Annotated in this window: 22 protein-coding genes; all 22 read left to right on the top strand. The window is 44.6% G+C overall.

Annotated elements, in window-relative coordinates; genetic code table 11:
- Positions 1-8 precede the first annotated feature (8 nt).
- The 22 genes from K1J09_RS11465 to K1J09_RS11570 all read left to right on the top strand — a co-directional run bounded on the left by K1J09_RS11465 (position 9) and on the right by K1J09_RS11570 (position 17,607).
- Positions 9-1,115 carry a glycosyl hydrolase family 8 gene (locus tag K1J09_RS11465; protein WP_049547810.1) on the top strand — a complete coding sequence of 369 codons (1,107 nt, stop codon included), beginning with the start codon at positions 9-11 and terminating at the stop codon, positions 1,113-1,115.
- Between the two features lie 376 nt (positions 1,116-1,491).
- Positions 1,492-1,872, top strand: coding sequence for a DUF1033 family protein (locus K1J09_RS11470; RefSeq protein WP_223322252.1), 381 nt, complete (start codon positions 1,492-1,494; stop codon positions 1,870-1,872).
- Between the two features lie 132 nt (positions 1,873-2,004).
- Complete coding sequence (comGA, locus tag K1J09_RS11475) at positions 2,005-2,946, top strand: competence type IV pilus ATPase ComGA (protein ID WP_223322250.1); 942 nt, start codon at positions 2,005-2,007, stop codon at positions 2,944-2,946.
- Positions 2,876-3,910 carry a competence type IV pilus assembly protein ComGB gene (gene comGB, locus K1J09_RS11480; RefSeq protein ID WP_263281113.1) on the top strand — a complete coding sequence of 345 codons (1,035 nt, stop codon included), beginning with the start codon at positions 2,876-2,878 and terminating at the stop codon, positions 3,908-3,910. The genes comGA and comGB overlap by 71 nt, the downstream gene beginning before the upstream one ends.
- Positions 3,910-4,227, top strand: coding sequence for a competence type IV pilus major pilin ComGC (gene comGC / locus K1J09_RS11485; RefSeq protein ID WP_002896769.1), 318 nt, complete (start codon positions 3,910-3,912; stop codon positions 4,225-4,227). Before comGB ends, comGC begins: the two co-directional genes overlap by 1 nt.
- Positions 4,187-4,621: a competence type IV pilus minor pilin ComGD gene (comGD, locus tag K1J09_RS11490; protein WP_032913508.1), complete on the top strand. Its 435-nt coding sequence runs from the start codon at positions 4,187-4,189 to the stop codon at positions 4,619-4,621. The genes comGC and comGD overlap by 41 nt, the downstream gene beginning before the upstream one ends.
- Positions 4,587-4,880 (top strand): competence type IV pilus minor pilin ComGE, encoded by a 294-nt coding sequence (gene comGE, locus K1J09_RS11495; protein WP_002898637.1) that lies wholly within the window; start codon positions 4,587-4,589, stop codon positions 4,878-4,880. Before comGD ends, comGE begins: the two co-directional genes overlap by 35 nt.
- Positions 4,864-5,301 (top strand): competence type IV pilus minor pilin ComGF, encoded by a 438-nt coding sequence (gene comGF / locus K1J09_RS11500; protein ID WP_002901713.1) that lies wholly within the window; start codon positions 4,864-4,866, stop codon positions 5,299-5,301. Before comGE ends, comGF begins: the two co-directional genes overlap by 17 nt.
- Positions 5,282-5,671, top strand: coding sequence for a competence type IV pilus minor pilin ComGG (gene comGG / locus K1J09_RS11505; protein ID WP_223322838.1), 390 nt, complete (start codon positions 5,282-5,284; stop codon positions 5,669-5,671). Before comGF ends, comGG begins: the two co-directional genes overlap by 20 nt.
- 81 nt (positions 5,672-5,752) lie before the next feature.
- Positions 5,753-6,718: a class I SAM-dependent methyltransferase gene (locus tag K1J09_RS11510; RefSeq protein ID WP_223322840.1), complete on the top strand. Its 966-nt coding sequence runs from the start codon at positions 5,753-5,755 to the stop codon at positions 6,716-6,718.
- A gap of 36 nt (positions 6,719-6,754) precedes the next feature.
- Entirely contained in the window at positions 6,755-7,948 is a 1,194-nt protein-coding gene (locus K1J09_RS11515; RefSeq protein WP_002901705.1) for an acetate kinase, read from the top strand.
- Between the two features lie 142 nt (positions 7,949-8,090).
- Positions 8,091-8,840 carry a CPBP family intramembrane glutamic endopeptidase gene (locus K1J09_RS11520; protein ID WP_223322842.1) on the top strand — a complete coding sequence of 250 codons (750 nt, stop codon included), beginning with the start codon at positions 8,091-8,093 and terminating at the stop codon, positions 8,838-8,840.
- Between the two features lie 116 nt (positions 8,841-8,956).
- Positions 8,957-9,595, top strand: a complete 639-nt coding sequence (locus K1J09_RS11525) for a CAAX protease family protein (protein ID WP_223322844.1) — start codon at positions 8,957-8,959, stop codon at positions 9,593-9,595.
- A gap of 194 nt (positions 9,596-9,789) precedes the next feature.
- Positions 9,790-10,746: a dihydropteroate synthase gene (folP, locus tag K1J09_RS11530; protein ID WP_223322847.1), complete on the top strand. Its 957-nt coding sequence runs from the start codon at positions 9,790-9,792 to the stop codon at positions 10,744-10,746.
- A 1-nt stretch (position 10,747) separates the two neighbouring features.
- Positions 10,748-12,142 carry a bifunctional folylpolyglutamate synthase/dihydrofolate synthase gene (locus tag K1J09_RS11535; RefSeq protein WP_223322849.1) on the top strand — a complete coding sequence of 465 codons (1,395 nt, stop codon included), beginning with the start codon at positions 10,748-10,750 and terminating at the stop codon, positions 12,140-12,142.
- On the top strand, positions 12,123-12,677 hold the full coding sequence (gene folE / locus K1J09_RS11540; RefSeq protein ID WP_002896758.1) for a GTP cyclohydrolase I FolE: 555 nt from the start codon (positions 12,123-12,125) through the stop codon (positions 12,675-12,677). The genes K1J09_RS11535 and folE overlap by 20 nt, the downstream gene beginning before the upstream one ends.
- Before the next feature lie 87 nt (positions 12,678-12,764).
- Entirely contained in the window at positions 12,765-13,577 is an 813-nt protein-coding gene (gene folK / locus K1J09_RS11545) for a 2-amino-4-hydroxy-6-hydroxymethyldihydropteridine diphosphokinase (protein ID WP_223322850.1), read from the top strand.
- Positions 13,578-13,672: 95 nt separating this feature from the next.
- On the top strand, positions 13,673-14,380 hold the full coding sequence (locus K1J09_RS11550; protein WP_125331824.1) for an ABC transporter ATP-binding protein: 708 nt from the start codon (positions 13,673-13,675) through the stop codon (positions 14,378-14,380).
- 1 nt (position 14,381) lies between these two features.
- Positions 14,382-15,170, top strand: coding sequence for a lantibiotic ABC transporter permease (locus K1J09_RS11555; protein ID WP_223322852.1), 789 nt, complete (start codon positions 14,382-14,384; stop codon positions 15,168-15,170).
- Positions 15,170-15,892, top strand: a complete 723-nt coding sequence (locus K1J09_RS11560; protein WP_125331828.1) for a lantibiotic ABC transporter permease — start codon at positions 15,170-15,172, stop codon at positions 15,890-15,892. The genes K1J09_RS11555 and K1J09_RS11560 overlap by 1 nt, the downstream gene beginning before the upstream one ends.
- 12 nt (positions 15,893-15,904) lie before the next feature.
- A complete protein-coding gene (locus tag K1J09_RS11565; RefSeq protein ID WP_125331830.1) occupies positions 15,905-16,603 on the top strand; it encodes a response regulator transcription factor in 699 nt (232 codons plus the stop codon).
- Positions 16,570-17,607 carry a sensor histidine kinase gene (locus tag K1J09_RS11570; RefSeq protein ID WP_125331833.1) on the top strand — a complete coding sequence of 346 codons (1,038 nt, stop codon included), beginning with the start codon at positions 16,570-16,572 and terminating at the stop codon, positions 17,605-17,607. Before K1J09_RS11565 ends, K1J09_RS11570 begins: the two co-directional genes overlap by 34 nt.
- Positions 17,608-17,681: the final 74 nt, after the last annotated feature.

Genomic DNA, 17,681 nt, shown 5'->3' on the forward strand with positions numbered 1-17,681 from the left:
GAGAAAGTGTGAAAAGAACAAGATTAAGATTTATTTGGTTTGTGACAATTCTGGCTGTTTTGGCTGGTATCCTGTTGTACACCCGCATGGGCAGTACTCCTAATATCAAAAAGAAGATATACAGCCAATGGTCTAAAGAATATGTCGTAACCAAGGACAAATTGTCTTATATCAGGACGACAAACAGTAAGACTGAAGATGTTGTGCTGTCTGAGGCACAGGGTTATGGCATGGTGATTGCTGTGGATGCAGCTAAGCAAGGCGATGCCAGTTCGGCTGATTTTGAAAAGCTCTACCAATATTATCTAGCTCATCGTCTGAAAGATACCCAGCTCATGTCTTGGAAACAGACGATTAAGGACGGAAAGAGCAATCATGAAGACGAAAACAATGCTACAGATGGCGATCTCTACATTGCCTATGCTTTGATTCAGGCGGCTAAGCAGTGGCCAGACAAGGCTAAAGAATACCAAGCCCAGGCTCAGGCTATTCTGAAAGATGTCTTGGCATATAACTATAATGAAAGCAACGGCGTTTTGACGGTTGGGAACTGGGCGAATGCAGAATCGAAATTTTATAATCTCATGCGGACTTCTGATACATTGCCGCAGCAGTTCCAAGCTTTCTATGAGTTGACAAAGGATAAGCAGTGGCTGACAATCCGGGATAACATGCTCAGCAAACTTGAAGCAATCAGCGCTGATAACAAGACTGGTTTGATACCAGACTTTATCTGGGTTGAAGGCGACAAAGTTCGGGCAGCTGATGCTGATACGGTTGAGTCTGCAAATGATGGTTATTATTCTTATAATGCCTGCCGACTTCCTTACAACTTGGCTCAAAGCAAGGATGAAAAAAGTCAAAAAATGCTGAAGAAGATGTTAAACTTCTTCCTCAGTCAAGAAAAGATCTATGCGGGCTACACTCTGAAAGGTAAAGCTCTCAATAGTAATCAGGCTGGCAGCTTTACCGCTCCGGTATTCTACGCGGCTAACAACAATATGGAATTCCGCAAATTGGTGCAGCAGAATAAATATCTCTTCATGCAAGGTTTGCCGTCAGATAATTACTATGACGCAGCTGTGACAACGATGATTGCTTTAGAAACTTTATAATGCAGAAACGAGTAAGATGAAAATTTTGCTTAAGATGATGCAGACAATAGGGTGGGACAAAATGATATTTGTCTCACCTTTTTTGAAGAAAAAGATTGAGATTTATTTCAGAAATTGTCAAAATAGAAAGCTTGTATTTATGCTAAATCAGGACTTACCCAGTTTCTAGATGTTGAGAAACCTGTCGTATGTGCAAATGGACCAACACTATTTGTTCGCATGGTTAAGAACACTATCCATGAGGTTACTCTTCATATTATGAAGAGCGATGTGCTTGCCTCCGTTCCAATAAAGTTCTTGTTTTCTGATTTTGAGCAAAATAGTTTTGTTCGTCAAAGAATTCATATATAATATACGGTACAAAGAGAGGACGAGTATGTATTGTGTAATTGAGATGTACGGGGACTATGAACCGTGGTGGTTCCTAGATGGCTGGGAAGATGATATCGTTGCAAAAAAGCAGTTCGATGATTATTATGAAGCCCTTAAGTATTATAAAAGCCGCTGGCTGCAAATGGAAGAGCAGTCACCTTTGTATAAGAGCCGCAGTGATTTAATGACAATTTTTTGGGATCCGGAGGATCAGCGCTGGTGCGAGGAATGTGATGAGAATGTTCAGCAGTATCACTCGCTGTTTTTGCTGGAGAATGACTGCCAGATTCCTCAGAGCAAGTACCGGCCAGGCTATACTAAGCAGAACGGCCTTGAAAAGCACCGAGCTTGCTCAGTCAAACTAAAATCCGCTAAGCCTCTTTAAATCGACAGAATATATTTTGCAAATCTGATAATAGAGCAGCAGAAGAGACCTAACTTGTTATAAGTTAAGTTTCTTCTGCTGTTTTTTCTTTTTCTGGATTTTTTGCGAATAGTAAGGTGAGGAGGAGGATGTATGGTTCAAGAAATTGCAAAAGAAATGATCAGGCAGGCTCGGCAAGAAGGGGCGCAGGATATTTACCTCATTCCTAAGACTACTTGCTATGAGCTTTATATGAGAATCGGTGATGAACGCCGCTTTATAAAGACTTATGATTTTGAGATTCTGTCAGCTGTTATCAGCCACTTTAAGTTTGTCGCAGGTATGAATGTTGGAGAGAAGCGCCGCAGTCAGCTGGGGTCTTGCGATTATGACTGTGGGGAAGCCAAGGTTTCAATCCGGCTGTCGTCAGTTGGGGATTACCGTGGTTTTGAAAGTCTGGTCATCCGACTCCTGCATGATGAAGACAGGGAGCTGCGCTTTTGGTTTGAGCAATTGCCGGAGCTGCGCAAGAAAATTCAGGCTCGCGGTCTCTATCTTTTCTCGGGTCCGGTCGGCAGCGGCAAGACGACCTTGATGTATCATTTGGCTCAGCTCAAATTTTTTGGCCAGCAGGTTATGTCGATTGAAGATCCGGTTGAGATTAAGCAAGAGACTATGCTGCAGCTGCAACTGAACGAAACCATTGGTATGACTTATGACAGTCTAATTAAGCTGTCTCTGCGACATCGGCCGGATCTCTTGATTATCGGGGAAATCCGTGATCGAGAGACAGCTAGAGCAGTGGTTAGGGCAAGTTTGACCGGAGCTACGGTCTTTTCAACAATTCATGCCAAGAGTGTTCGCGGTGTCTATGAGCGGCTTTTGGAATTAGGCGTTAGTGAGGACGAGCTAAGAATGGTGCTTCAAGGTGTTTGTTACCAGCGTTTAATCGGGGGAGGAGGTGTCGTTGATTTTGTCAGTCAAAACTATCAAGAGCACGAAGCCGCAGTCTGGAATCAGCAGATTGATCAGCTTTTTGCAGAAGGACATATCAGTGCTGAGCAAAGGCAGACAGAAAAAATTGTCTACGCCTAAGCAGAAAAGGATTATTGAGCTCTTTCATAATCTCTTTAGCAGCGGTTTTCACTTAGCAGAGATTGTAGACTTTCTGAGGCGAAGTGCCTTGCTGGAGGAAGTATATGTCACTGAAATGCGGGCAGGCTTGTCAGCTGGTCAGTCCTTTTCAGAGATTGTCAGTCGACTGGGATTTTCCGACAGCGTTGTAACCCAGCTGTCCTTATCTGAGCTACATGGCAATCTGACACTTAGTCTGGGCAAGATTGAGACCTATCTGGAAAATCTGTCCAAGGTTAAGAAAAAATTGATAGAGGTAGGGACCTATCCTCTCATGCTGCTGGGCTTTTTGGTCCTTATCATGTTGGGATTACGCAACTATCTTTTGCCTCAATTGGACAGCCAGAATCTAGCTACCCGGCTGATTAATCACCTGCCTCAGATCTTTTTGTGGAGCAGCTTTGCTTTAGCTGTCTTGGTTTCATTGGCTGTCTTTTACTATCGAAAGTCTTCCAAGATTCGTTTTTTCAGCAAACTAGCAGCTCTGCCATTTATTGGACGTTTGGTACAGGCTTACTTGACCGCTTATTATGCTCGTGAATGGGGAAATATGATTGGCCAGGGCTTGGAACTGAGTCAGATTTTTGCGATTATGCAGGAGCAGCCTTCCCAGCTCTTTCAGGAAATCGGAGAAGATATGGCTGCAGCTTTGCAAGGCGGTCAAAGCTATGCGGACAAGGTGGCAAGCTATTCTTTCTTTAAGAAAGAATTGTCCCTGATGATCGAGTATGGTGAGGTAAAGTCCAAGCTGGGGAGTGAACTGGAAGTCTATGCTGAAAAGACTTGGGAGGAATTTTTCCTACGTATCAACCGAGCCATGAATTTCATTCAGCCCTTAGTATTTATTTTTGTTGCCTTAGTGATTGTTTTACTTTATGCGGCAATGCTCTTGCCCATTTATCAGAATATGGAGGTTCATTTGTAATGAAAAAACTTAATACCTTAAAAGTTCAAGCATTTACCCTTGTGGAAATGCTGATTGTCTTGCTGGTTATCAGCGTTCTCTTGCTGCTCTTTGTGCCTAATCTGACCAAGCAAAAAGATGCTGTCTCAGATACAGGAACGGCAGCGGTGGTCAAGGTAGTAGAAAGCCAGGCGGAATTGTATGAACTGAAGAATACCAATGAAAAGGCTAGCCTAAGCAAGCTAGTCAGCGCAGGAAATATCAGCCAGAAGCAGGCGGATTCATATAAGGCTTACTATGGAAAACACAGTGGCGAAACTCAAGCAGTTGCCAATTAAGGCTTTTACGCTGCTGGAAAGTCTCCTCGTTCTTTTTGTTGTGAGTTTTCTCTTACTGGGCTTATCTGGCTCGGTCAGGGCTGGCTTCAATCAGGTTCAAGAGCAACTCTTCTTTTTAGAGTTTGAGAGGCTCTACCAGGAGACGCAGAGACTGAGCGTAGCCGGTCATGAGAAGCTTTCTCTGAAGATTTCGGGACGGCAGATTTCCAATGGCTATCAAGAGCTGGACTTTCCACAAACTTTGCAGGAACATGAGCAGCAGGTCATTCTGTTTGACCGGGCTGGCGGGAATTCATCACTCAGCAAAATTACTTTTCAGACGGAGGACAGGACAGTTGTTTACCAGCTTTATATGGGAAATGGCAAGTTTAAAAAGACAACGGCTTCAGGCTAGCATTCTGCTGGAAGCTCTGGTTGCCATGGCAATTTTTGCGGCCATTGCCAGTCTGCTTCTGGGACAGATTAGCCAGTCTCGTAAAGAGCAGCAGATCCTTCTGCAGCAGGAAGAGGTGCTTCGGGTAGCTCGTATGGCCCTGCAAACAGGACAAGAAGAGCTTCATATCAATGGAATTGCTGTGCGTCAGCTTAAGACAGATAAGCAGCTGCTAGTCTATCACGAAGGGGAGGTAGTCATCCGTGTCCAAAAACCTTAAAGTCAAGGCCTTTACTCTCTTGGAGACTTTAGTTGCCTTGCTGGTTCTCAGTGGCGGGGTGTTAGTCTTCCAGGCTATGACCCAGCTCTTATCTTCAGAACTGCATCAGCAGGAGAACAATCAACAGCAAGAGTGGCTTTTGTTTGCCGACCAACTGGAAACGGAGCTTTCGCGAAGTCAATTTGATAAGGTTGAAGACAACAAAATCTACATCAGACAGGATGGCAGGGACTTGGCCTTGGGTAAATCTAAGGGAGATGATTTCCGTAAAACAGATAAGAGCGGTCGCGGCTACCAGCCTATGATTTATGGTTTGGAAGCAGCTGATGTGCGTCAGGACGGTAAGCTTGTCCATCTTCATTTTCGCTTTGAAAAAGGCTTAGAGAGGGAGTTCGTCTATCGTGTGGAAGAAGAAAGTTGAGGCTGGGATTTTACTGTATGCGCTATTGATGGCCGCTGTCTTTAGCCTGCTCCTGCAGTTTTATCTCAACCGTCAAGTCAGCAGTCAGCGTTTGCAGCTTTTCAACAGGGAAAGGACGGAAGCCTATGCAATGGCAGTTCTGACAAAAACTACAGCCAAGGATGATAGCGGTGAGATGGAGTTTGAGCAGGGCAAGGCGGTCTACCGTAAGAAAGGGAAGGAACTGGAAATCAGCAGTCAGCTCAGCAGCGGGCATTCCTATTCCTTTACTTTTACCATTTCTAAGAAGGAGGAGAAGGCTAAGGAAGACAAGAAAGCAACTGCCAAAAAAGAGAAAGCGGTTTCGGACGAAGCTGGGAAATCGGGCTAATATAACTGTAAAATCTTTGTAATTTTATATATCTTGGAATGGGGCCTTATTTTTGGTATGATAGGATGAACGGAGGATTTCATGAATTTTGAAAAGATAGAACAAGCTTATGCTCTGATTCTCGAAAACGTCCAGAATATCCAAAACGCTCTGGCAACCAATTTTTACGATGCTCTGATTGAGCAGAATGGCATTTACCTAGATGGAGATACTGATTTACAAGAGGTTCTGACCAACGATGAAAAAATCCGCGCTCTGCATTTGACCAAGGAAGAGTGGCGGAGAGCCTATCAGTTTATCCTAATGAAGGCTGCCCAGACGGAGCCCATGCAGGTCAATCATCAATTCACACCTGACACAATTGGTTTTCTGATTACTTTCCTACTGGACCAGCTGGCTCACGGAGAGGAAGCTGATGTATTAGAAATCGGCAGCGGAACCGGAAATTTGGCTGAGACTATTCTCAATCATACCCAAAAGAAAATAGATTACCTAGGTCTGGAGCTAGATGATTTATTAATTGACCTTTCTGCCAGCATTGCAGAGGTTATGAACTCTAAGGCTCACTTTGCTCAGGGTGATGCGGTTCGGCCTCAGGTTCTGAAAGAGAGTGATATCATTATCAGTGATTTACCGGTCGGTTATTATCCAGACGACAGTATCGCCTCCCGCTATGAAGTGGCTAGTCCGGATGAGCACACTTATGCCCATCATCTTCTAATGGAACAGTCGCTCAAATATCTGAAACCGGGAGGCTATGCTATATTTCTGGCGCCGAATGACCTCTTGACCAGTACTCAAGCACCGCTGCTGAAAAAATGGCTCCTAGCCAAGGCTCAGTTTATCGCAATGATAACTTTACCAGAGTCTATTTTCTCAAGCAGCAAGCATGCCAAAACTCTTTTTGTCTTGAGGAAGCAAGAAGCGAATAATATTCAGCCCTTTATCTATCCTCTGCGGGATTTGCAGGATCATGATGAAATGTTTAAATTCCGTCAAAGTTTTCAAAACTGGTACAAAGATAGTGAAATTCAAACAAAATTTTGATATAATAATTTTGAAAACGCTTAAAGAGGTGAAGAAATGTCGAAAACAATTTCTATTAATGCAGGAAGCTCAAGCTTAAAATGGCAACTCTATTTGATGCCGGAAGAAAAAGTATTGGCAAAGGGCTTGCTGGAACGGATTGGTCTCAAGGATTCTATTTCAACAGTGAAATTTGATGGTCGTTCAGAGAAGCAGGTTCTTGATATTGCAGATCACACGCAGGCCGTAAAAATTTTGCTGGACGATTTGAAACGTTTCAATATCATTGAATCTTATGATGAGATTACCGGTGTGGGCCACCGTGTTGTGGCTGGCGGTGAACACTTTAAGGATTCAGCCCTCGTTGATGAAGAAGTGATTCAAAAGGTAGAGGAGTTGTCTCTTCTGGCTCCATTGCATAATCCAGCCAACGCTGCAGGCATCCGTGCTTTTAGAGAAATTCTGCCAGACATTACCAGCGTGGTAGTCTTTGACACCTCTTTCCATACAACTATGCCGGAAAAAGCTTATCGCTATCCGATTCCGACTAAATATTACACTGAAAACAAGGTCCGCAAGTACGGAGCTCACGGTACCAGCCATGAGTATGTAGCCAAGGAAGCTGCGAAAGTTTTGGGTCGTCCGATTGAAGAACTCAAGCTTATCACCTGCCATATCGGTAATGGAGCTTCCATCACAGCAGTTGACAAGGGCGTTTCTGTAGATACCTCTATGGGATTCACACCACTTGGCGGCGTCATGATGGGAACGCGGACTGGGGATATCGACCCAGCTATCATTCCTTACCTGATGCAATACACAGATGACTTTAATACTCCCGAAGATATTAGCCGCGTTTTGAATCGTGAATCTGGCTTGCTTGGAGTTTCTGAGAAGTCAAGTGATATGCGTGATATCCATGAGGCGATGCGGGCAGGTGATGCCAAGGCTCAATTAGCCAACGACATTTTTGTAGACCGGATTCAAAAATACATTGGTCAGTATCTTGCCGTCTTGAATGGAGCTGATGCTATCATCTTTACCGCAGGAATCGGTGAAAATTCTGTGACCATTCGTGAACTGGTTATTAATGGTATTTCTTGGTTTGGCTGTAACGTAGATCCAGAAAAGAATGTGCGTGGTGCAGAAGGCGTGATTTCCAGTCCTGATGCCAAGGTCAAAGTCTTGGTTATTCCGACTGACGAAGAATTGGTCATCGCGCGTGATGTTGAACGATTCAAAAATCAATAAATTAAGAAATTCAAAAGCTCAGTTTGACTGGGCTTTTTGTAGGTTTTAAGAGAGGATTTTCTTGATTGCTGGCCTTGGAAAAACTGTGCGATTCTATCTCATAGTCACTATCAGTATTAGTTCCCAACCCGTGATATACAAGATGCTTGCAGTTAAGAATTGTCTATACAAAATAAGAAAATTGAGCTATACTAGGAAGGAAAAGGAGGAAGATATGAAAGCAATTCTAAAAAAATTAGAGTACATCCTACTGACTCTGTTTGTCTTATTTCTCAGCCAGATACCATTTATATTTATCCGGCAAATGACTGCTTCTGAAAGGAATTTTTCAGCTGGACAGACTATCTTTATGCTGGTTGTATATCTTTTGATTGTCTTTTTTGTTCTGAGAATGGCTAAGCAAGAAGAACTGCTGAGCCTTGACTTTAGCTTTTTTAAATGGTCTTCGTTTGGCTGGTTAGCTGTTTCTAATGTTGTCATGATTGGCGTCAACATGCTGGGAGCAATTATCATGCTGCTGGAAGGTCAGGCCATTTCTACTGCTAATCAGGATGCCTTGAATGCTTTATTTCAGCATGTACCCAAGATTTTATTAGTGGTAGGTGCTGTGATTCAGGCCCCTATCTTGGAGGAAGTAGTCTTTCGCGGCTTGATTCCTCAGAAAATTTTTACCAAGCATTATGTTTGGGGATTGGTTGTAGGAGTCATTCTTTTCGGTCTTTTTCATGGCCCGACCAATATCGGCAGTTTTGTTATATATGCAGGTATGGGTGCTGTTTTAGCTGCGGTTGCTTATATATTTAAGTGTTTGGAAATGTCTATTTTGGCACACATGTTGAGAAATGGAGTTGCAGTACTCATCATGATACTGACAGGTTTGGTGAACAAGTAGGAAAGCAGAGAATATCTGCTTTTTTGTCATTTGAGGCACAAATTAGGACATTTGAGGGGATTTCTCCCAGCTTGCTCTTACTTCTTCTATAATGATAAGAGAAGAATGGAGAGAATATGCTGAAATTAGAGAAAATCATTCAATTGTTATTACTGGCTATGTTGACTCAGACGGGACTGCTGCTCATGATTCATCCAATGCCTCATCGCTTGGTCTTTAGTCAGGCTAATCTGCTTTTTATGGTGGGCTTGCTGGGCTTGCTTTTTTGTTGTGCCTTTTATTTTTCCAGACAACTGCAGGAAATCAAAGGTTCTTTGCGTCAGTCAAGCAACTATCGACACCTGCTTTTCTTGTATTTTTTGATGATTTTGGTCAATGCTGCGGGGGTTCTTCTGCTGTGTGGTAAGGAGGCGCAGTCAGGACAGGCGATGGAGCAGATGATGACGGAGAGTTTTCTGTCATCTTCTCTTTTGCTTCTGGGGATTGATATTGCCGTTTTATCCCCTGCAGCACCGAAATTTGTTGACAGTGACTTCTCTCTTCGCTATCGGAAGAGCTGGGGGATTGCACTAGGTTTGCTCTGCTTTTCCCTTGCGAAAAATCCTCAGGAAACTCTGTGTTTTCTCTCCTATCTAGTTTTGGGACTAGTCTTTGTCCATCTCCTCAGACCTTATTTTCAGCGTTTGGAGCTGTCTATGCTGGCCCATATTCTCCGAAATATGATTATTCTCAGCCTTTTACCCTTTTGCTTTTAGAAAGTGTTTTGTCAAATAGAAGAATTATGGTAAAATGGTAAATGAAACAAGGGACTAGATAAGGTCTTCTTGTGAAGTCGAGTGCAGTTCATAGGACTGGATGCTGCATCTGCTGAGAGCTTTGCGGTACACTAGATGAGTGTGCCTTTTTTGTTGAAGAGCAGAGCAGCCAATAGAAATGAGATGAAAGTTAAATGGTAAATCTAAAAGCAATTGCTCCAGATGGCCGAACGGGCCTCTGTGGTATTATCAATGCGACGCCGGATTCCTTTTCAGATGGTGGGCGCTACAATACGGTTGAGACGGCATTGGCTCAGGCTAGAAAGCTGATTGCTGAGGGAGCTCACATGCTGGATATTGGTGGTGAGTCTACTCGGCCAGGCAGTAGTCATTTTGTGGCTATTCAAGAAGAGATAGAACGGGTGGTGCCAGTCATTGAAGCTATTCGTCGGGAAAGTGATATTGTGATTTCTGTGGATACTTGGAAGTCGGAAGTGGCTGCAGCGGCTTTGGCTGCGGGTGCAGATATCATCAACGATATTACTGGTCTCTTGGGCGATGAAAATATGGCGGAGACGGCTGCGAAATATGGCGCGCCAGTCATTGTCATGTTTAATCCAGTGATGGCTCGTCCTCAACATGCCAGTGCAAGGATTTTCCCAGAATTTGGCTTTGCCCCTGCTTTTAGCAAGGAAGAATTGTCTCTTTTTGCAGAGCTGCCGATTGCAGAACTCATGTGGAAGTGTTTTGAGAAATCTTTGAAGGTGGCCGAAAACGCTGGCCTTTCGCGTGATCATATCATGCTGGATCCAGGGATTGGTTTCGGTTTGACCAAACGGGAGAATCTTCTCATTTTGCAGGAGCTGGATAGTGTCCATCAGGCTGGTTTTCCTATTTTTCTTGGGGTTTCTCGTAAGCGATTTCTCGTTAGTATTTTAGAAGAAAACGGCTTTGAGGTCAATCCTGAGACTCAGGAAGGCTTTGAAAACCGTGATACAGCTTCAGCCCATCTGACTACCCTTGCGGCCAGCAGAGGCGTTGAAGTTGTCAGAGTGCACGAAGTAGCTAAGCATCGAATGGCTGCTGCCGTTGGCGATGCGATTCGTCTAGCGCAGCAGACAGAAGATCTCAATCTAGGTCAGTACAAGTAAGATGAAAAAACAAGAATTACCTGATTTAAGTTGGCTGGAAGCCTATCGGACAGCCAGTCCTAATTTTGGCTTGGAGCGGATGGAGCGTTTGCTGGAGCTGCGGGGGAATCCGCATTTGCAGCGACCAGTCATTCATATTGCAGGGACGAATGGCAAGGGCTCAACCATTGCCCATCTGCGCCAACTTTTGGAGGTGCGAGACCTGCGTGTTGGCACCTTTACCTCTCCTTATCTAGTCAGCTACAATGAGCAGATTGCCATTAATGGCAATGCGATTTCCGACCAAGACCTTCAGAGATTGCTGAGCCTTTATCAAGACCTCTTGGCCCAGCATGCGGCTGACTCTAGTTTACAGGGAGTGACTGAGTTTGAGATTGTAACTGCTCTGGCTTATGATTATTTTGTCCAGCAGCAGGTGGATGTGGCTATTATTGAGGTCGGCATGGGTGGGCTTTTGGACAGTACCAATGTCTGTCAGCCCTTGCTGACCGCTATCACGACAGTCGGTCTGGATCATGTGGCCTTGCTGGGTGACAGTCTAGAGGCTATTGCCCAGCAAAAAGCAGGCATTATCAAGCCTGGAGTTCCCCTTGTGACCGGTAGGTTGGAGCCGGAGGCTCTGGCAGTAGTCGAGCAAAAGGCTGCTGAAAAAGATGCTCCTCACTTTTCTTGGTCTCAAGACTATCAAGTGGAACATCAAGAGTCAGAGGAGGGGGAGTGCTTTTCCTTTTCGAATGCCTATCGGGTCAAAGACTCCTATCAAACAGCTCTGATGGGACTGCATCAGGCGGACAATGCTGGATTGGCTCTGCACTTGTGTGACCTATACTGTCAGCTGCAGTCGCTGCCCTTATTGACAAAAGCAGAGGTTGAGAGGGCTTTGCTTGCTGCTGTATGGCCAGGGCGTTTGGAAAGGATATCGGATCAGCCGCTTATTCTTCTGGATGGAGCCCATAATCCCCATGCCCTGCGGTCGTTAGCAGCGACACTGGACCAGCATTATCCGACTTATAAGAAGCACATTTTATTTGCTTGTATCCAAACCAAGGCCTTGGATGATATGGTGGAGCTGCTGCAAAAGATTCCCAAAGCAGCTATAAGCTTGACAGCCTTTGCTGATCCGCGGAGTTTTTCTAAAGAGAGCATGCAATCCTTGGCTGAGCAGCAAGGCCTGTCTTACAAAGAATGGCCGGATTATTTATCAGATTATTTAGCAGTAGAGCATGAGTCAGATGAGCTTTTGCTGATTACGGGTTCTCTTTATTTTCTAGCTCAGGTTAGAAAATCAATCCTTGAGAACCGCAAGTTAGACTTTGCTGAGCGTCCTTCTCAGTCAAGTCAATTATCAAAAAATAAAAATGAACATAGGAGCATATATGGACACGAAGAAAATTGAAGCAGCTGTAGCCCAGATTATTGAGGCGGTTGGAGAAGACGGAAGCCGCGAAGGCTTGCAGGAGACGCCACAGCGCATTGCAAAGATGTATCAGGAAATTTTTGCTGGGCTGGGCGAGACTGCTGAGGAGCATCTGGCCAAGTCTTTTGAAATCATTGACAATAATATGGTAGTGGAGAAGGATATTTTCTTTCATTCCATGTGTGAGCACCACTTCCTGCCGTTTTACGGGAAGGTTCACATCGCCTATGTGCCTAATGGTCGGGTAGCAGGCTTGTCCAAGCTGGCCCGAACAGTAGAGGTTTATGCCAAGAAACCACAGATTCAAGAGCGATTGACCGTAGAGATTGCTGAAGCCTTGATGGACTATCTGGGTGCTCAGGGGGCCTTGGTCTGGGTGGAAGCTGAGCATATGTGTATGAATATGCGAGGAGTCAGAAAGCCTGGCACTGCAACAGTTACTACAGCGGCGCGTGGCGTTTTAGCGACGGATAAGGACCTAAAAAATGAAGCTTACAAGCTGATGGGACATTGATCTTATCAGTGGTGGAGCATGTTAGGAAAGGCCAAGTAGTTTTATTAAGGATGAAATGCAGAAACTTGAATCAGAAAGGATAAGGGAATGGATCAGCTGCGCATTAAGGATTTGGAAGTGTATGCTTATCACGGTCTGTTTGGAGCAGAGAAGGAATTGGGCCAGCGTTTTGTGCTGGATCTGATTTTGGACTATGATATGACTCGGGCTGCCCAAACAGGCGACCTGACAGCTTCTATCCACTATGGAGAATTGGCTCAGGATTTGACCCACTGGTGTCAGGAGAGCAAGGAAGACTTGATTGAGACGCTGGCTTACAAGTTGATTGATCGGGTTTTTCTGACTCACCCTTTGGTGGAGAAGGTCAGCTTGGAGGTCAAGAAGCCTTGGGCACCAGTTCCGCTGCCTTTAGAGACCTGCTCAGTCAAGCTAGTGCGTCAAAAGCGGAAAGTCTTTATCGCTCTGGGCAGCAATCAAGGCAACCCAGCTGCCAATCTGGATGCGGCTCTGGAAAAAATGGCAGAACAAAATATAAGAGTTTTGCAGGCATCAAGTCGTATCGAGACAGAACCTTGGGGTGGTATTGAGCAGGATCCGTTTCTCAATCAAGTTGTTGAAGTTGAAACCTGGCTCAATCCTGAGGAGTTGATGCAGACGCTCTTGGCTATTGAAGCGGATTTAGGGCGCGTGCGGGAGATCAAATGGGGACCTCGTGTGATTGATCTGGATATTCTTTACATAGGACAGGAAGAGCTATACAGTCCGGGCTTGATTGTTCCCCACCCTTATGTAGCAGAGCGGGCTTTTGTCTTGCAATCTCTGGTGGAAATCGCGCCACACTTTGTTGATCCCGTGCAGAAAAAAAGCATCCGCCAACTCTGGGATGAGGTTGAAAAATGAGAAAAGAAGCTTGTCGTAAGGCAAGTTTTTTTTATTGTCTGAAGTTTCTCTGAACTTACCCCTGTATACTAAAGAAAAATCAAAAGGAGTTCAGTATGGAACATATAGTGAAAATAGAAGGAGTCTGCAAAAAGCATGGCAGCAAGCAGATTTTAGAAGATATTTCTTTTACAGCTAGAAGCGGTCGGATTACAGCTTTTCTGGGTCCAAATGGTGCAGGGAAAAGTTCGACCTTGAGGATTCTCTTGGGGTTAGATCGGGCGACAGCAGGGACGGCGACTTTTGATGGGCAAACCTATCAGTCAATGACCTATCCGCTCAGAACGGTAGGTGCAGCCTTTGACGGCATTGGCGGTCTGCCAAATCGAAAGGTCTATGACCACTTGAGGATTATTGCAGCGAGTAATGCTATTCCCAAGTCTCGGATCGATGAGGTTTTGGAGATGACTGGAATCGCTCATAAGAGGAAGGACCTCTTGTCAAGCCTGTCTCTGGGGGAAGGTCAGCGGTTGGGTTTAGCGGCAGCTTTGCTGGGTGATCCTCAGTTTCTTATATTAGATGAGCCGACTAATGGACTAGATCCAAGTGGGATTAAGTGGTTTAGAAAGTTCATCCGTCAGCAGGCTGATTTAGGGAAAACGGTACTTCTATCTTCTCATATCCTATCAGAGGTGCAAATGGTGACAGATGATGTAGTCTTGATTCATCATGGGCGAATTATTGAGCAGGGACGATTGGAAGAGGTGCTGCAAGATTCAGACAGTCTAGAAGATCTCTTCTTTGATTTGACAGAGGAGGTTTAAGATGAAAGAAACGATGTCCTTATTGCATTCAGAATGGTTGAAAATCTGCTCAACCAAGGCTTTCAAAGTGAGTATGACCTTCATGCTGCTATTGGTGCCTGTCGTATCCTGGTTGGAGGGCCGACAGTATCTGTCTATCGGCTTGGATGCTACGCCTGAGACGGTTCCTAATCTGATAAACGCCATTGATCCGCTGGAATATCTAGGTCTCAACGGGGCTTCTATGGCGGTCATGGTTTTGGTCATCTTAGCTGGAATTTTGGGAGCTATGGAATTTCAGTCTCATAGCTTGAGAACCAGTCTCTTGACCTGTAATAACCGCCTGAAGTTGCTTGTGGGGAAACTCATGACCTTTACTTGCTTTTCTCTTGCCACTAGCTTTTTATCAATCTACTTTAGTTATATGGTCATGCATCTCGCTTTAGGAAAGGAAGGACTTGATCCGATTTTACTTAATCAAGCTGCCTGGAGTCATCTTTTATGGAAGGCACTAGCTACTGCATTGCTAGGTCTCCTGTCATTTTTATTGGGATTACTTGGGCGGACGATGTTGCTTCCCTTACTCTTTCTCGTGCCACAGATCTATAATCTAGGAAACTACCTGGCAGCTCACACGAGTTGGGGAGCTTATTTGCCACAGCCAGCAGGAGAATTGTTTGCGGCAACGCCGACTTCCCAATATGCCAACAATCCCTCACAAGGACTGTTGATACTTGGTGCATGGTTACTAGTCATCGGCGGTATGACCTCTCTGCGCTTTTTGAAGACGGATTTAGGAGGGCGATACTGATGATAATAGCTCTGCTTAAAAGTGAATGGATTAAGTTCCGTTCTTACTATCTCGCTTTTGGTGCAGCCTTGGTGGCTCTGGTAGCTGTTCCGTTTTTTCTAATGAATCTTGACTACAGTCAGACAGCAGTTGGCCAGACGAAGGCTCTGAGCGAGGCTTTGCATGCCCTCTATCTGGCGCAGCCTGTCATCGTCATCTTTACTTCCCTCTATTTTGCCCAGGAGTTTGTCAAATCAGGGATGCGAACGAATTTTCTAACCGTATCAAATAGAAAGGCTTGGTTGGCTGGGAAATTCCTTTTTCTGGCCTTGCTGCTCTTGGTTCTCTACAGTGTCATGATAGGCAGCTGTTTCCTTGTTATGCTGGCTCGTTTTGACCTAGACTTTAGCTGGTACTTACTGGGGAAATTCCTTTATTACAGCTCTTTTGGTCTTCTCAGCAATCTTTTTCTGGCTTTTTTAACTGCTGGCCTCGCTTTGCTATTTCAATCTTGGGTTGTGCCGGTGTCGGTGCTCTTTCCTCTCTTGATTGGTCTCAGCCGTTTATTGGCGACTTTCATCAAAGAAGCAAAATACCTGCCCGATCTGGCTACGCTAAATCTTTTTGAGTATGAAGAGCTTCAGCATTCAATAGATCTCTCAGGGCTGGGAATACAGCTTTTATGGTTAGCTTTGGTTTGGAGCTCTGCTATATTCTTAACCTTGAAACGAGATGTTCGCTAGAGGTATGCTATAATGGAAATCATGAGACAGTATCGTATTTTGGTGGTTGATGACGACCGGAGCATTTTGAAGCTGGTGAAAAACGTCCTAGAGCTCGATGCTTATGATGTGACGACGCTTGATCGGATAGAAGACCTAGAGCTGACGCATTTTGTCGGATATGACTTGATTCTGCTGGATGTGATGATGGAGCCTGTTAATGGTTTTGATCTGTGTTCCTACATTCGTCCTCATCTTTCGTGTCCAATCATCTTTCTGACGGCCAAGGAGTTGGAGGCGGACAAAGTAGAAGGGCTCTTTCGCGGAGCAGATGACTATATTGTCAAGCCTTTTGGAACTAAAGAATTGCTGGCGCGTGTCAGAGCTCATCTTAGGCGGGAGGAAAGACGTGAGGAGCGATATTCTGAAATTGCTTCTTGTCAATTTTATCCAGAGCGCTATGAAGTTGCTTGTTTTGGTAAAGTCTTGAAATTTTCAGAGCGAGAGTTTAAGCTGCTGCATTTACTAGCTAGCAATCCCAAGCAGACCTTTTCAGCTGAACGCCTGCATACCTTGCTTTACCCAGAAAGCTCAGAAACACAGCTTCGTTCCATCTCAGAATACGTATATCAGATTCGTCAAAAATGCAAACAAGAAGGGCTGCAAGCAATCGCAACTGTGAGAGGAGTAGGCTATAGATGGCAATTAGAACCCGAAATTTCAAAAGCCTAGTCTGGACAACCAGTTTAAAAATCGTCTTTTTCCATGTTTTGATTTTTGTGCTTATAGGCTATGAATTTACGCAAGGAAGTGATCACGTTCTTTTTACCTTGTTCTTTTGGGCAGGGAGCTTGTTGCTGATTACTTTTTATCATATTTTGAAATTGCTCCGAAAAATCGACAGGGAAATAAAAATGCTAAAGAGCGAGAAGCTTTTGGAAGAAAATCAAAGCCAGCTTTTTCGGATCGAGGAAATGCTAGAAGTCTATAGCGATTTACGGAGCAGCCACCAAGAAAATGCTCGTCTTCTAGAAAAAGAGCAGCAGCATAATCAGGAGCTGATTTTACAGCTATCAGCGACATCGCACGATTTGAAGACGCCCCTAACTGTGATTAAAGGGAATGCTGAGCTCTTGGAGTTGGCGCAGTTAGGCCAGCCACAGGCAGACTATGCTGCTGAGATTTTGCAGGCTAGTCACAAGATGGAAGAATATTGTGGCTCTTTGATTGATTACGCTAAGACCTTTCAGATTGATTCTAATCAGTTCAGTCAGCTTTCCTTAGGGGACTTTTTGGCTGATCTCCAGGACGATTGGGCACTGTTCAGCAAACAGGACAGCTATCGTTTTTATCTCCAAGAAGATTGTGATCTTAGTCTGATTTTGTCGATTCATTTGGACTATCTCAAACGGGCTTTGCTTAATATTTTACTGAATGCGCTTGAACATGCAGACCAGGATCAAAAGGAAGTCAAGCTAACGGTATCAGTACAGCAGGACCAGTTGGTTTTTGCTATCTGGAACAACGGCCCTTCATTTTCAGAGGAGATGCTGCTGGGAGCGGAACGGCTCTTTTACCAGAGTGACCAAAGCCGCAATTCAGCTAATCCCCATCATGGTATCGGCTTAGCCTTTTCTAAGCAGGTAGCTCTCTTGCACGGTGGTCGTCTGACCCTGCTCAATCCAGACCAAGGAGGAGCTTGTGTCGAGTTGACTGTAGCTTTGGAAATCAAATAACAAAGGAAGTTAATAAAGATGATAAAAGAGAGTGGGACAGAAATCGGTAATTCGTTAGAATTCGATTTCGTCGT

Origin of the sequence: Streptococcus sanguinis (genome assembly GCF_019928825.1) — a bacterium.
Classification (GTDB): domain Bacteria; phylum Bacillota; class Bacilli; order Lactobacillales; family Streptococcaceae; genus Streptococcus; species Streptococcus sanguinis_L.

Excerpts from the sequence above, each read along its gene's own strand:
- K1J09_RS11470 (WP_223322252.1), top strand. The coding sequence starts at position 1,492 with ATGTATTGTGTAATTGAGATGTACGGGGACTATGAACCGTGGTGGTTC.
- comGA (WP_223322250.1), top strand. The coding sequence starts at position 2,005 with ATGGTTCAAGAAATTGCAAAAGAAATGATCAGGCAGGCTCGGCAAGAA.
- comGC (WP_002896769.1), top strand. The coding sequence starts at position 3,910 with ATGAAAAAACTTAATACCTTAAAAGTTCAAGCATTTACCCTTGTGGAA.
- comGD (WP_032913508.1), top strand. The coding sequence starts at position 4,187 with ATGGAAAACACAGTGGCGAAACTCAAGCAGTTGCCAATTAAGGCTTTT.
- comGE (WP_002898637.1), top strand. The coding sequence starts at position 4,587 with ATGGCAAGTTTAAAAAGACAACGGCTTCAGGCTAGCATTCTGCTGGAA.
- K1J09_RS11510 (WP_223322840.1), top strand. The coding sequence starts at position 5,753 with ATGAATTTTGAAAAGATAGAACAAGCTTATGCTCTGATTCTCGAAAAC.
- K1J09_RS11515 (WP_002901705.1), top strand. The coding sequence starts at position 6,755 with ATGTCGAAAACAATTTCTATTAATGCAGGAAGCTCAAGCTTAAAATGG.
- K1J09_RS11520 (WP_223322842.1), top strand. The coding sequence starts at position 8,091 with ATGCTTGCAGTTAAGAATTGTCTATACAAAATAAGAAAATTGAGCTAT.
- K1J09_RS11525 (WP_223322844.1), top strand. The coding sequence starts at position 8,957 with ATGCTGAAATTAGAGAAAATCATTCAATTGTTATTACTGGCTATGTTG.
- folP (WP_223322847.1), top strand. The coding sequence starts at position 9,790 with ATGGTAAATCTAAAAGCAATTGCTCCAGATGGCCGAACGGGCCTCTGT.
- K1J09_RS11535 (WP_223322849.1), top strand. The coding sequence starts at position 10,748 with ATGAAAAAACAAGAATTACCTGATTTAAGTTGGCTGGAAGCCTATCGG.
- folE (WP_002896758.1), top strand. The coding sequence starts at position 12,123 with ATGGACACGAAGAAAATTGAAGCAGCTGTAGCCCAGATTATTGAGGCG.
- folK (WP_223322850.1), top strand. The coding sequence starts at position 12,765 with ATGGATCAGCTGCGCATTAAGGATTTGGAAGTGTATGCTTATCACGGT.
- K1J09_RS11550 (WP_125331824.1), top strand. The coding sequence starts at position 13,673 with ATGGAACATATAGTGAAAATAGAAGGAGTCTGCAAAAAGCATGGCAGC.
- K1J09_RS11555 (WP_223322852.1), top strand. The coding sequence starts at position 14,382 with ATGAAAGAAACGATGTCCTTATTGCATTCAGAATGGTTGAAAATCTGC.
- K1J09_RS11560 (WP_125331828.1), top strand. The coding sequence starts at position 15,170 with ATGATAATAGCTCTGCTTAAAAGTGAATGGATTAAGTTCCGTTCTTAC.
- K1J09_RS11565 (WP_125331830.1), top strand. The coding sequence starts at position 15,905 with ATGGAAATCATGAGACAGTATCGTATTTTGGTGGTTGATGACGACCGG.
- K1J09_RS11570 (WP_125331833.1), top strand. The coding sequence starts at position 16,570 with ATGGCAATTAGAACCCGAAATTTCAAAAGCCTAGTCTGGACAACCAGT.